Source organism: Streptomyces rectiverticillatus, assembly GCF_013394065.1.
In the GTDB taxonomy this organism is placed as follows: domain Bacteria; phylum Actinomycetota; class Actinomycetes; order Streptomycetales; family Streptomycetaceae; genus Streptomyces; species Streptomyces rectiverticillatus.
Map to the genome: position 1 here is coordinate 1,310,080 of NZ_CP040752.1, position 12,218 is coordinate 1,322,297.

The 12,218-nt window shown below is 62.3% G+C and carries 14 protein-coding genes; 9 read left to right on the top strand and 5 right to left on the bottom strand.

Annotated elements, in window-relative coordinates; genetic code table 11:
- Positions 1-5: 5 nt before the first annotated feature.
- The 9 genes from FGW37_RS05325 to FGW37_RS33205 all read left to right on the top strand — a co-directional run bounded on the left by FGW37_RS05325 (position 6) and on the right by FGW37_RS33205 (position 8,125).
- Positions 6-995 carry a phage tail family protein gene (locus tag FGW37_RS05325; RefSeq protein WP_179080003.1) on the top strand — a complete coding sequence of 330 codons (990 nt, stop codon included), beginning with the start codon at positions 6-8 and terminating at the stop codon, positions 993-995.
- A gap of 9 nt (positions 996-1,004) precedes the next feature.
- Positions 1,005-2,519 (top strand): Gp37-like protein, encoded by a 1,515-nt coding sequence (locus tag FGW37_RS33200; protein ID WP_246430280.1) that lies wholly within the window; start codon positions 1,005-1,007, stop codon positions 2,517-2,519.
- A complete protein-coding gene (locus FGW37_RS05335; RefSeq protein WP_179080004.1) occupies positions 2,520-3,590 on the top strand; it encodes a hypothetical protein in 1,071 nt (356 codons plus the stop codon).
- A gap of 10 nt (positions 3,591-3,600) precedes the next feature.
- Positions 3,601-4,413, top strand: coding sequence for a hypothetical protein (locus FGW37_RS05340; RefSeq protein ID WP_179080005.1), 813 nt, complete (start codon positions 3,601-3,603; stop codon positions 4,411-4,413).
- Positions 4,406-5,236 (top strand): hypothetical protein, encoded by an 831-nt coding sequence (locus tag FGW37_RS05345; protein WP_179080006.1) that lies wholly within the window; start codon positions 4,406-4,408, stop codon positions 5,234-5,236. Before FGW37_RS05340 ends, FGW37_RS05345 begins: the two co-directional genes overlap by 8 nt.
- Before the next feature lie 199 nt (positions 5,237-5,435).
- Positions 5,436-6,371 carry a hypothetical protein gene (locus tag FGW37_RS05350; RefSeq protein WP_179080007.1) on the top strand — a complete coding sequence of 312 codons (936 nt, stop codon included), beginning with the start codon at positions 5,436-5,438 and terminating at the stop codon, positions 6,369-6,371.
- 35 nt (positions 6,372-6,406) lie between these two features.
- A complete protein-coding gene (locus FGW37_RS05355; protein WP_179080008.1) occupies positions 6,407-6,931 on the top strand; it encodes a cadherin repeat domain-containing protein in 525 nt (174 codons plus the stop codon).
- Between the two features lie 6 nt (positions 6,932-6,937).
- Positions 6,938-7,216 carry a hypothetical protein gene (locus FGW37_RS05360; RefSeq protein WP_246430281.1) on the top strand — a complete coding sequence of 93 codons (279 nt, stop codon included), beginning with the start codon at positions 6,938-6,940 and terminating at the stop codon, positions 7,214-7,216.
- 63 nt (positions 7,217-7,279) lie between these two features.
- Positions 7,280-8,125 (top strand): peptidoglycan-binding protein, encoded by an 846-nt coding sequence (locus FGW37_RS33205; protein WP_179080009.1) that lies wholly within the window; start codon positions 7,280-7,282, stop codon positions 8,123-8,125.
- 357 nt (positions 8,126-8,482) lie between these two features.
- Here the strand turns inward: FGW37_RS33205 and FGW37_RS05370 are convergent, their stop codons facing one another.
- From FGW37_RS05370 to FGW37_RS05390, 5 genes are all read right to left on the bottom strand, one after another.
- A complete protein-coding gene (locus tag FGW37_RS05370; protein WP_179080010.1) occupies positions 8,483-8,629 on the bottom strand; it encodes a hypothetical protein in 147 nt (48 codons plus the stop codon).
- A 2-nt stretch (positions 8,630-8,631) separates the two neighbouring features.
- Positions 8,632-9,042, bottom strand: coding sequence for a hypothetical protein (locus FGW37_RS05375; RefSeq protein ID WP_179080011.1), 411 nt, complete (start codon positions 9,040-9,042; stop codon positions 8,632-8,634).
- Between the two features lie 535 nt (positions 9,043-9,577).
- Positions 9,578-10,012 carry a hypothetical protein gene (locus FGW37_RS05380; protein WP_179080012.1) on the bottom strand — a complete coding sequence of 145 codons (435 nt, stop codon included), beginning with the start codon at positions 10,010-10,012 and terminating at the stop codon, positions 9,578-9,580.
- Positions 10,013-10,014: 2 nt separating this feature from the next.
- Complete coding sequence (locus FGW37_RS05385) at positions 10,015-11,403, bottom strand: DUF3987 domain-containing protein (protein ID WP_179080013.1); 1,389 nt, start codon at positions 11,401-11,403, stop codon at positions 10,015-10,017.
- A gap of 11 nt (positions 11,404-11,414) precedes the next feature.
- A complete protein-coding gene (locus FGW37_RS05390; protein WP_179080014.1) occupies positions 11,415-12,110 on the bottom strand; it encodes a BRCT domain-containing protein in 696 nt (231 codons plus the stop codon).
- Positions 12,111-12,218 lie beyond the last annotated feature (108 nt).

Sequence of the window (12,218 nt, forward strand, 5' to 3'; positions counted from 1 at the left end):
TCTCATTGCCCATCGCAGCATCGTGGGATTTCAAAGTGGAGGACCCTCCTTCCCTTCCACCAAATCCCCCTCAGCTAAAGGACTGGGGTCACACCTACGTTTCGATCACCGGGAATGCCGGTCAGGGAGAGGAAATTCCCCTGACCGGCTTCCAGGGTCGGCACTGGCCTGCAATCTTCATGCAGGCTGGCGCAACCGGCCTGGACATGCCGCCTTTTGAGATTCACTCAGATGTAAGCCCCAATCTCGACGGTTCATCCTTTAGAGATGCACGCGTAGCGGCACGGGAAATCATGATTCCCGTCTACCTGTACGGCGTCGACCGTTACACGCTGCGGGAGCTCAAACGCAACTTGATTCGCGCCCTCAATCCGCGCAATGGTGCCTGCGTGTTGAAAATCCAGGAGGCTGGCCAACCGCCCCGCTACCTGACCTGCTACTACAAGGGCGGGGCAGAGGGGAACGAGGGAGCCGACTCCGCGGGCTTCCGCTGGATGCGCTATGGCATCCAACTCACGGCCATGGACCCTTATTACTGGACAGATGATTTCCATGTAGCGGAATGGGTATTTGGGCGGGGCAGCCCCTTTCTAGGCAGTGCCACACCTATCTTCCCTCTGAAGCTCAGCGAAGGACTCGTGTCCAGCGATGCCTTTCCTGTACTCAACCCCGGCGACACCGACGCTTGGCCTGTCTGGGAAATTCGTGGACCTGTTCGCGCATTCAAGTTCACGCACGCGACCCGATCGTTCGGTATCACGAGCGAGCCAACCAGCGACCTCATACCCGGCGGACGCACGCTCACCATCGACACACGGCCTGGCGTTAAGACACTACGTCTGGACGACGGAACGAACTTCTGGCCGAAGCTGGACGCTAATCCGGCTCTTTGGCCTCTACCGTTCGGCCGTTCCACTATCGGCATTCACATGGTTCCCGGTGGCAGCAACGCCAAGTTGAAGATGACGATCAGACCTCGATACGAGACTTATTAGGGACACTGCATGAGCTATCGCGTCGTCGTTCGGGGCACTCCTGATGAGAACGGGAACATACCGGCAATCGGCGAAATCGACACATGGATGAAACTCGATCTCGTCATTCGCCTTAACCAGCAGGGCTCATGGCAACTCCTTATCAAGGCCGGCACACCCCAAGCCGAACTTCTTGATAGAGGCGGCGGAATCGCGGTCTATCAGGACGATGTTCCTGAGCCGATCTTCTCGGGCCAGATAGAAACGATCCAAAAATACTGGACCAATCAGCAGCACCCCGGAGAGGGGAGCCTCTACATCGGAGGTAAATGCGACAATGCCATCCCCTACGGCTATCTCGCGCTCCCCGCAGTCTCCGGAGCCGGCACAGACCGCATGACACCACTCCCGATCAAGGACCAGTGGCGAGGCCAGGACAAACGCACTGTCGGCTTCTCAGCCGGCCAAGCCCTATGGACCGAAGCGGACATGGCATGGGGAAGTCGAGCCCTACCCGGCCGCAAGCGGCCAGAGGTGGACGTCGGGCGAAACCCCAGCGTCCCCGATCCGATCGGGAAGGACGTAGGCGGCACTCTACGGTACGACAACCTCGGCACCCTCTTCGAGAGTTGGTGCAAGGACCGAGACACCGGCTATCGACTGCTCTGGAATCCAAACTCGAAGCGGATTGAGCTCAGGGTCTTCAAACCGCGCGACCTCTCTAAGGAAATCCGCTTCTCGCCTGACCTCGGCAACCTGAGAGAATTCATTTGGACTCTCTCAGGGCCTCGCACAACCCGGGCCATCATTGCCTGTCAGGGAGAGGGTAGCGACCGCTACGTGTCACAGAAGATCGACGCTGAGGGCGAAACGCAATGGCGATACGTGCGCGAGACCTTCGTGGACCGCCGTGATATCCCTCTCAAGACCGGCAAGGACGGCCAGGCCGAACTAGTAGTCAAGAAGAACTCGGACGGCTCAGAGGAGCTGGGGACAGGCCCGGACGGCAACGAGTGGACGCCGGAGCTAGCAAAGGCTAAGGCTGCGTCCGCCGAGGCCGCGAAGCAACTTGAGGAAGCGAACCGGAAGCTACAGGAAGCAACCACTGACGAAGAGAAGCGCAAGGCGACAGCCGCAGTGACAGCCGCAACAACACGTGCCGCAGCCGCCAGCGTTCAGCTCGTGCAGGCCACCGAGAGCGCTAAGCACGTGGCAGTGGATCACTTCCTCAAGGCCGTTGACGACGCCGCCACTGCCGCCCTACGAGAGGGCGAGAAGAACGGCAATTTCCAAATCTATCCCGTGAATACGACACAGGTCCAGTTCGGCCGAGATTACTTTGTCGGCGACATCGTGACCGTTGCGGTTGACGGAGAGGAATACGCCGACGTCGTGCGAGAGGTCAACATCTCCATTGAGGACGGCGGTCGAACCGAAACCGTCACGCCCAAGATCGGCCAACAGGGTATCGGCGACCCATTGAATCTGTACCGCACGGTATGGGAGATGCGAGAGAAGTTGCGCAAGATGGAAGCGAGGATGTGAATGGCAGAGATCAGCTACCCGTTCAACAAGGACAGTGACGAAGGTGGCCGGCAGGCGGTCAGTCAAACCGACTGGCAAGCCATGGCGACCATGTGGGGTGGGGACCGCGTGGCGTCTCATCTCACAAGTGCATCGGCCGCCGCGGATACCTTGCCTTTCGCCGCTCGCGTCGTGGGCGACCGAACCGTGGAAATTCAGCCCGGAGAAGCCTGGGTGGGGGGATTCTTCTACAAGCTCGACGCTTCCCTTTCCAAGGACATTGGTCCCAACTTTGATGCAGCCAAGGACAGGCGAGACACAATCGTTCTTCGCGCCGACCTGACCAAGGGTTCCGTCAACCTCGCAATCGTCCAAGGCCAGCCGTCAGCCAACCCTATCCCGGTGCAGCCGAAGCACGTACCCGGGCAGGAATGGGAGATGGTCCTCTATGAGGTGAAGGTGCCCGCCAAGAATGGACGGATCGAGCTCTTCTCTCGCGCCCCCTTCGACATGCCTCCTCGGGTCGCCTTCCCTTGGTGGGCCGACGACTCCACGCGTGTACTTCCTAACGGGACTTTTGCCTACGACTTCGACAGCGACGCACGCCATACGGTAGAGGAGATCTTCAAGAGCCGCGACGGCCTCGGAGTATCCCGGACCCTGGGAAAGAGCTGGACCTACACCCCGGACCTCATCAACGCAGCAACCAGCCCCAAGGGCCTGATCTGTCACGGGCGTTGGCGGTGGATCGCCCCAAACATGGTTTGGTTCGCTGTCGACTACCGGAATGACTCCAACTCCGATATCCGCGCGCGACAGGATGCCCTTTCCTTCCAGGTCCCCATGCCACTCAACGGCCAAATCGGCCAGTCCTTCGCCGGCTACATGCTGAACGTGGATGAACGCGGTGGACTGCCGAACTTCATGCACCTTACCGGCATGGCTTGGTCGGGCAACAAGGGTCAGACGATACGGATCCTCAATCAGTCCGGCAACAGGGCCATCGACGGCTTGGACTACCTTCTCACCCTTCCATCCCGCGCCTCGATCGTATTCAGCGGGATCTATGAGGCGAATCAGTTCAACGAGTAAGGAGCCGCGCATGGAGCGAAGCCTTTTCGGCGGCAGCGCCGCCGACGTAGCGGAAGACGTTGACGGCAAGCGAGTACCAGGCCGGCCCGTGACGATCTGGGACGGCCCTCACGAGGGTGCCACGCGGCTGATGGACCTTCAGGATGCCGACAAGGGCGCACTGGACAACTCCACCCTCGTCGCCGACAAGTACGGCTACATCCCGCCCTTCTACGGGCCACCAGGCATTGAGCGTCTTTGGGCCGACGCAGGCACGCGACGCGTCGAGCTGCTGTCCGTCAACCTGAGCGAGCGATTCAAGAAGCACACCGAGGAAGACCCCGACCCCCACAAGGATCGCGAGTACACGGACAGGAAGTTCGACCAGGCGGTCAAGCTCGGCCCCGGCAACCAAGTCAACCTCGACAGCAAGGTCCGGTGGGTCGAGCTGTACGCCGACAAGGGTTCAGCCGGCGAGGTCGGTACCGTCTTCGGTGACTTCCGCCAGGACGGGGCCGGCGACCGGTCGAACGGCGCTGTGTGGACCCTGCGCCAGAACGGCAGCGTGACACATGTGGTCCGCACAGATACCAACATTCCCCTGGAAGTCCGCGGCGACGTCACCCAGCCACAGCCGAAGGCCGCGTTCGTCATCGGCGACGGGCGGAAGACCGGGGTGGACTCTCAGTTCCGAGTCGACCTGAACGGCAACGTCTACGCGGAGGGCCAGATCGTCACCCAACGTCCCCTTGCAGCACCCAACGTGGGAACGGCGCGCGTCTTCTCGGGCCCCACACCGCCGGCTGACCCGAAGCCGGGAGACGTCTGGATTAAGTATGGCTGACCCCACCGCCGCCCTGGTCTGGGACGGCACGCGATGGGTAGATGACGGCACGCAGGTGTGGGACGGCAAGCAGTGGACCCGACCAAGCGCCCTCTTCTGGGACGGTCAGGAATGGATGGCTCAGCCTCCGAACGCCCAGGAGTTCGCCGCCTTCGTGTCCAGTAACTCAAGCTCATACACAGGTAAGCCTCAGGCTTCTCTCTCGGTCCCAGCGGAGACGCGAGTTAACGACTTTGTGGTGTCCATCTGCGGAAACATGCAGGGATTCCCCAAACTTCTGGCGCCCGCTGGTCACTTGCCGCAGATCATCAAGGACGACACGCAAGAAATCTCTCTTGCCGTGGCGTGCTGGCCCTACAACGGCTCTGACACCAAGGTAATCTGGGACCTGGGCGGCTCGCCCCAAGCTACATGCGTCAATTTGGTCTACCGATATGGCGACGTGCTGAACCAGTCCGTAACCCCGGTCAGCGACATACGCGTGTTCAACAATGTCAGCAAGCTCCCGCTTATGGCCTCCAAGAACTTCATGTCCGTCTTCGTCGCCATGACGGCCTCCACTCACGTCACGAGCTACCAATGGCCTACCGGCGTCGTGCCAAGGGAGGGCTTCAAAGGTCGCTTCGGCACCTACGAGATCAGCATCCTGACCGCTGAAACACCGGGCGCTGACGCGAGTGCTGGTGACCTTGAGTTGAACACCAGCGTGGAGGGGGCGGGCCTCTACTTAGTTACCATCCCCGGCCGGAGCGACGGCAAGCCCACGTGGATTCTTGGAGACAGTCGCGCCTCTGTACTCGGGAACACGACCTACCTGGAGTGATATGGCAGCACCGCTCATCGAGTCATGGAGCCAACGTGAGATCGTCACGGCCCAGAAGCTCACGGCCCAGATTCGTGATCCTCAGCGATACCTTGCGGACCCGCCTCGGCTCTCTTGCCGCGGAGCAGTGCCCGGCCAGACGATCAACCGAGGCTCCTCTACCCACATTCGGTGGGCATCCACCGAGACAAACGGATTCGTGGCCGACGCGGACCGCCGATGGTTCACGGTTCCCGATACCGGGGTGCATGTCCTGACCGGCAGCGTGACCGTGAAGGCCGGCGCCACTCAGACGGCAGGGGACGGCGTGATCATCTACCTCTACCGTCGTACCTCTAGCGGTGCCGTTAGCGTGGCCACGGTCAGGGAAATCGTCCAGCAGGCAAACGACTACCAAATCGTCTCGGCCTCCACGGTCACACACTTGGAGGCTGGGGACAGTATCGCCGTAGCCGTCTACCTCGAGGCGGGAGTTCCAAGTCCCACATACACCGTGCAGGCCGGCGAGTGGGAAGGCGTTTTCAGTGCATGGTTGGTCGCCCCAGCCCCCACCTTCACCGCACCACCCACCCCCTTCGCATCCGCGGGAGACTGGCGTGACGGTGAGCAGATCACGCCGGCCCTCATGCAGTCACGCATCACCAACCCGATCAAGGCCTTGTACAACCCGCCCCGCGTCTCCGCTCGGTCAGCGCAGGCCTTCAGCGTGCCTTCAGGCCAGACGACACGCGTCGGCTGGTCCCTTGCCGGCCTGGAGGAGTCCGGCGGCTGGCGACTCAGCCAGGACGCCAAGGCATTTACCGTCCCCGCATCAGGCGTATACCTGACCGCCTTTTGCCTGGCTATCCAGCGTGACGGGCCGACCGGCGCATTCGGTAGCTATCAGATGAATCTGATGCGCAACGGGAACCTGATTTCCCTGCACCAACGACAGAACACTCGGACCAACTACCCGGCCGGCCTCAGCGGGACAGATGTCCTCTTCCTGGCCCAGGGAGACACGCTCTCGATCGAGGTGCTCGGCACGGGAACCGGACTCACTTGGCAAGGGTTCGGCAGTGACATCCGTGACGAGCGTTGGAGCTGCTTCGGGGCCGTGATGCTTGCTCCGGGTGCATCGAGCATGAAGGGGTAACCGACTTGGATTTTCCTTCCTGGAAGAGTCGCGACTTGGCTGATGCCAGCGCGATGAACACGCGCATGCGTGACACTCATCGGCAACTCGCCAACCCGGTCCGCCTCGCAGTAGCTGGTGCCACGGCGGTCACCAGTGTTCCCGACAACGGAACCTTCAAGACTCTCAAATGGGATTCCGCGGACTGGGTGGGCAACTGGACTTCGATCGGCGGAGAGTCGTACGCCGTACCAGTCAGCGGCACCTACTTCATCACTGCTGATGTCACCGCACTGTCGCCGGCTGACATCAGCAGGCGTCCCGCCCTCCGGCTGATCGCCATCAGTCAAACCAACGAGGGAGAGAAGGAGTTGATGCGGTCGTACAACTCCGTCATTGTGCCGAGCACTTACCTCACTTGCTCACTGCGCGGAGTCGTTCACCTCGACAAGGACAGCCGGATCTCTGTTCGCGTGGGTGCAGTGCCGACGACCGGCCCTTGGGAGGTGTCCGCGGGTTCACGCACCAGCGCCCAGTTGAACCGTTTCACTGCCTTCCTGATAGACGCACGGAAGAGATAGGAGCCTATGAACACATCCACTCTGATCCTCAACGCGTTCGGAATCGTCGGAATCCTGGCCACCGTGATCGGCGGCTATGTCGTCGTCCGGGCCTCGAAGGAGGCCAAGACCGCCGAGGTTTGGAAGGGCGAGGCGGAGGCGCAGAAGGCCAGGGCCGACCGTCTTCAGGAAGACCTGGCGGAGATCAAGGAGCGTCTGAAGCGCCTCGAAGCCGAGCATGCTAGAGCGATCGCCCTTCTCACCGCCCTCGACCCGGCCCGGATCCTCCGCCCCACCACTGACTGAACTAACTAACTTGCCGGCGCCCGCTGTTGCGGGCCCTTTTTATGCCCAATAACAGGAGATCGCATGTCTGTTGCACAGAAGGTTCTCGACATTGCCCGCGATGAGGTGGGCTACCAGGAAGGCTACTCGGGCGGCCACTGGGACAATTCCCAGAAGTTCTCAGGTGCCGTGGCTGGCCTTGAGTGGTCCGACGAACAGCCCTGGTGCTCCACCTTCGTGAGCTGGGTCTTCCAGGAGGCTGGGGCGAGTGACCTCGCGCCGGTCACCGCGAGCTGCTTCGAAGGGGTGAGCTGGTTCGAAGACCAGGACCGATTCTCCGAGTATCCCGGCGTCGGCGCCGTGGTGTATTACGGATCGGGGGGCGGCACACACGTCGGCATCGTCACCTCGTACACGGACGACACCATTTACACGGTCGAAGGCAACACCAACGACAGTGGTAGCGCGGAAGGTGATGGGGTCTACCAAAAGGCCCGTCCTCGAAAGTCGAGTTGGGTCTACGGCTACGGCTACCCGGACTATCCGGAGGGCATCGTCTGCGCCGATCCGGCTTGGAAGGGCCGTGACGGCGTGACCTATTTCGGGCAGGAAGCATCTGAGGACGATCTTCCCAGCGGCGGTAGTAGCCAGCCGTCGACCCCGTCCGGCTCCGGCCGCCAAGTCGTCATTGACGGCCTGGCCTACGGCCCTGGGGCGAAGGGGGACCACATCACCCGCCTCGGCCGGATGCTCGTGGCGGCCGGATGCTCGGCATACGAAGAGGGCCCCGGCCCGGTGTGGACCTCCGCTGACGCCGCGTCCATGCGGAAGTATCAACTCAAGATCGGCGACACCGGTTCGGAGGCGGATGGCCTCCCGGGCAAGCTCCAGCTTGCCCGTCTGAAGCGGGACTTCGGACGGGCAGCGTAATGGCGTCGATGCCGAAACGCGGTCGGCACCGGGGGCCGGCCGAGCCCTTTCCGCTCCTGGAGCTGGCCCGCAGACACCCGGCCCGGCTGTACAGCATTGCAGCCGCGGCCGTAGCTCTCGCTGCCACGTACGTGCAGGACCTCCCGCAAGAGGCGATCCTTGGCCTGGTCGCCGCGCTCCTGGGGGCTGGTGAAGTCACCCAGCGTGTGGAGGATAGCAAGACCCGCGAGGCCGAGCGAGACGCCAACCAGGCCTCCGGCTTGCCCCGTTGAGGGATTGAAGGATTGAAAGAACCCACCCGCCTCGCGCGACAGAGCCCCCTCCGCCAGCTGGCTCCGGGGGGCTCTTGCCCTTCTTTCAATCAAGCTCGACGTCGAGCTTGACGCCGTCCACCGAGATCACCTCGTAGCCGGCTGCCTCAATGGCATCCCATGCCTCGGCGGCCTGCTGCTGAGCATTCTTTTCTTCAGCGGGCTCGGGTTGCCGCTCGTAGTCAATTTCCACATTCATCCCTTTCCCTTGCGTGACTGCTCCGCCGCCTTACCGAAGCGGCCGGGGTCACTGTTCATCTGCTTGAGCTTGTGGCTCACGGCGTGGCTGAAGTTGCCGATCTCCGTCTGCGATGGGGCCTGGTCGCCGGCGGCCTGCTTCAGCGCCACCTCCCAAGCCATGTTCGTGCCGATGACCTTAATGCCGTCCTCCGCCTTCACGGCTTCACAGAGCCGCTTCAGCGTGGTGTCGGCGTTGCTCGCGATCAGGCCAACGAACTTGCCATTCGTGTCACCGTGTTGCCGCGCGATGACGGCCGCTTCCTCCTTGAACGCATCAACGGCGCCGGTGCCGCCGTCCTCACAGGCGGACAGGCTCAGCAGTAAGCCGGCGACACTGGCAAGTGTGAGCAGTCTCTTGGTATCCATGATCGACATCATGGATCAATCGAGCACTCACCGTCTCCCAGACCGCGAGAGGCGTCACGGTCGAGTCTGCTCTTCTGGCTCGTGCGTGGGGCCGACCTCGCCTCTTCAGCCGGCCCCCGTTGAGGTGCGCGTCAGTCACCCTTACCCGGTTCGGGCACCTCTCGCACGGCCCCCAGGGCCATGCCAAACCTCAGAGCTAATGAATGCTCCCCGTGGAGGTCAGCGAAGCCGCGACAGATGGCGCCTTCCCCCTCGTTTTCGCGTCCCAAGGTGGCATGGCAAACGATATGGCCTTCTCTGCGGATGGACTCTTGCACCATCTGGTGGACTCTGCCCTTCGCGAGCCCACCGGGCTCCCCCGTGCGGTACGGACTATCCGCCCTGAAAATGCAGGTACTGCACTTCTCGCGCAACAGTCGCACCTCGCCCGTCCCCACGTCGGCGACAGGCACAGCACTCACCCCCACTCCATCGCCTCCGAGATCACTTTCGATTCGAACCAGACGTTCGCGATCTGCCCCCACTGCCTGCACCCCTACTCGCGCACCTGGACCCCGCCGAGCGGGCGCCCATCACGGATCAGCAGTCGAAGGGGGCGGGCAGGGTGCTCTTCCTCCAAGCCTCCCTCAGCATCACCGAGGCCTTCTGTCATGTAGGCCCACGGCCATCCCTTGGCAACGTCTTCGTCACGGGCTCGCTGCCAGAGGTCACCATTCGCATCCATCACGACATCGCCAGCCTGGAACCGATCCCCGACTCCGCGGCCATCCGTATTCGCCAGCTCCATGAAGCGCTCGGCGAACAGCCGCTCCGCAACGAACGCCTCAGCTCGAGCATCCTGAAGCTTGTCAGTAGCCGGATCACCCGGCGGGATCTCGTCCTCGACCCGAGCCACGATGGCGTAGGCCTCTCTCACGCGTCGGCGATCGAGAGAAAGCTGTCCATCCATGTACCACGTGGGTGCTCTCATGCTCACGATGATGTCACTCCCCTCTGACAAGCCAGCTCGGCCGGCTCGCTCCAGATCAGCGCTCGGAACACCTCAACCGACGGCTCGGGCACCTGCGGCCTTCCCACCGCGGGAACCTCAGCCAGCGAACGCCTCCCTTGCCGAGGTAGTTCGATGATCTTTGCGCCAGCCGACTCAACGTCTGCCGTTTCGTCCGGCTCCTGGTCGTCGTCCTGGTCCTCTTCCACGAACTGGATGATGATTGGCGACCGGCCTTGCTGGCCGGGCCGGCGTGCTTCTTCGTAGTACTCGACGTCCGGCATGCGGTCGATTGCCGCCAGCAGAGAATCCGCGGTGGCCCGCGCTCCCAAGGATCGAAGCAGGATGGAGCGGGTGGTGATGCCGCCGTACTTCGCCAGGTGCTTCCGAATGTGATCGTGCAGGGTCACACCGGGTTGCAGGCTCCCGTTCACCATGTCGGCGACGGCATCGAGGGTGTATTCCACGAATGCGCGCGCGGCCTCCAGGTCATCGCTGGTGACCGATCGCCGCAGGTCGAAGAGTGAGTAGAGGGCTGCCACCTTACGAATCTGCTCGTTGACGCGAGCGCCGTAGGGTTTCAGGACCTCGTCGCTCTTGACCTTCGTCCGCATCTCTCCGCGGATCCGGTCGGCCGTGTCGTAGGCGTCGTCCTCCAACGGCAAGAACTCGATCTTGCGAGCGTGCCGAACCGCTTCGAGGAAGGTGTCACACGCAGATTGCGCGAGTCCTTCCGGCATGCGATGGCGTTCACTCAGCTCGCGGACCGTCGCCACGGGAACGAACATCATCCTGTTAAACGAGCCACCGGCAAGGTCGGCTTTCGACAAGTTGAGCATGAACTCCGCAGGCGTGGTGTGCGCCATTAGAGGAACGTACGGATCCTCAACTCGAATGCTCTTACCTTGCCCGCGGGTGATGCCTACCGCGTCGCCGTCGTACAGCTTGCGAAGCGTTTGTGAGAGTGAGGCGTTACCTTTTGCCGCGCGCGCAATCTTGTTGAATTCGACCTCGAAAATGAAGGCGTAGCCTTCGTGAGCCGCGATTGCTTCGATCAGTCCCGAGCCACCGACCACACCGTCGATGATCTTGCTGTTGGTGAAGGTCGGGTCAGCGTCGGCCATGAGTCCGCGGCTGATCTTCCACGTCTCGCCCTTGCCTTCACCGGACTCGCCACAGAGCAGCATTTGCAGGAGAAGGTTCAAGGAGCCGTTGCCACGCTGAACGCGTGCGGTGGGGAGCATGGCGGAGTACGCGCTGAGCACGCCCCCGAGCAGACCGACGGGGGACCACTCGATATGCGGGGCGTAGTCGTCGATCAGGCGCTTCAGTTGCCCAGTGACCATGCCCGAGTAGTCAATATTGATCTTCACTGCCTACCCCTTCAACTCGCCGCAGTCATCGGAGACTTCTGCCGCTTCGACTTAGCTTCGGGGAGCTTGCTTCCCGTCGGAAACTCTCCGGCCGTCAGTGCCTCGCGGAAGGCAGCCACCTGGGAGGCGTCAAATACGGGCGTCTTGTGGTACCGGGCGTCATGTACTTTGGTGGTCGCCGGCCGCCTACCGCAGATGATCAGGCTCGTGTTCGCATCCACGTCATTCACGATCTTGTAGCCGAGCGCTTCGACAGCCTGACGAACCTCGGCCGCCTTGTAGCCGGAGACCTCACCGGTGACGACTACGGTCCTCTCCTGGGGGGAGACCGCCTCTTCTTCTGCGGCCGCCTTCTGCTTCCGGCCTCCGCGGTTCTCCTTGGCTTCCTCCAGTTCGGCGACCACCGGCACGGGCTTCTGTTCGGCTTCGTCGGACTGCTTGGGCGTCGGCTCCTCGGCGGATCGCTCCGGTTCCTCGGCCTGGTCCTGGCCGCCGCTCTCGGTCCTCTCGTCCTCCTGGACCACGGTGCCGGCCGTCATGTCTTCGTCACCCAGCGCCTCACCGAGGTAGGTGTCATACCTCTCCTCGTGCATCGGGCACAGGTCCCACGATCGCCGGACGCTGATCTGTCCGGTTGCTACGACTTCCTTCCCCGCCTTCTTACAGGGGTCGCACAGACGCTCAAGAACTACCTGTCGAACTGCCATTGTTCGCGCTTACCTTCCTTCGCTGATACGCCACGGACCCCCACCGCTCGCGAGGAAGCGATGAGGGCCCGAAGGGCGTAGTGGTGGTGCCGGATACACAGCCGCGCT

What these genes read in the sequence shown, in the direction of transcription:
- FGW37_RS33205 (WP_179080009.1), top strand. Translation starts at nt 7,280, where the DNA reads ATGTCTGTTGCACAGAAGGTTCTCGACATTGCCCGCGATGAGGTGGGC.
- FGW37_RS05335 (WP_179080004.1), top strand. Translation starts at nt 2,520, where the DNA reads ATGGCAGAGATCAGCTACCCGTTCAACAAGGACAGTGACGAAGGTGGC.
- FGW37_RS05340 (WP_179080005.1), top strand. Translation starts at nt 3,601, where the DNA reads ATGGAGCGAAGCCTTTTCGGCGGCAGCGCCGCCGACGTAGCGGAAGAC.
- FGW37_RS05390 (WP_179080014.1), bottom strand. Translation starts at nt 12,110, where the DNA reads ATGGCAGTTCGACAGGTAGTTCTTGAGCGTCTGTGCGACCCCTGTAAG.
- FGW37_RS05380 (WP_179080012.1), bottom strand. Translation starts at nt 10,012, where the DNA reads ATGAGAGCACCCACGTGGTACATGGATGGACAGCTTTCTCTCGATCGC.
- FGW37_RS05345 (WP_179080006.1), top strand. Translation starts at nt 4,406, where the DNA reads ATGGCTGACCCCACCGCCGCCCTGGTCTGGGACGGCACGCGATGGGTA.
- FGW37_RS05360 (WP_246430281.1), top strand. Translation starts at nt 6,938, where the DNA reads ATGAACACATCCACTCTGATCCTCAACGCGTTCGGAATCGTCGGAATC.
- FGW37_RS05375 (WP_179080011.1), bottom strand. Translation starts at nt 9,042, where the DNA reads ATGGATACCAAGAGACTGCTCACACTTGCCAGTGTCGCCGGCTTACTG.
- FGW37_RS33200 (WP_246430280.1), top strand. Translation starts at nt 1,005, where the DNA reads ATGAGCTATCGCGTCGTCGTTCGGGGCACTCCTGATGAGAACGGGAAC.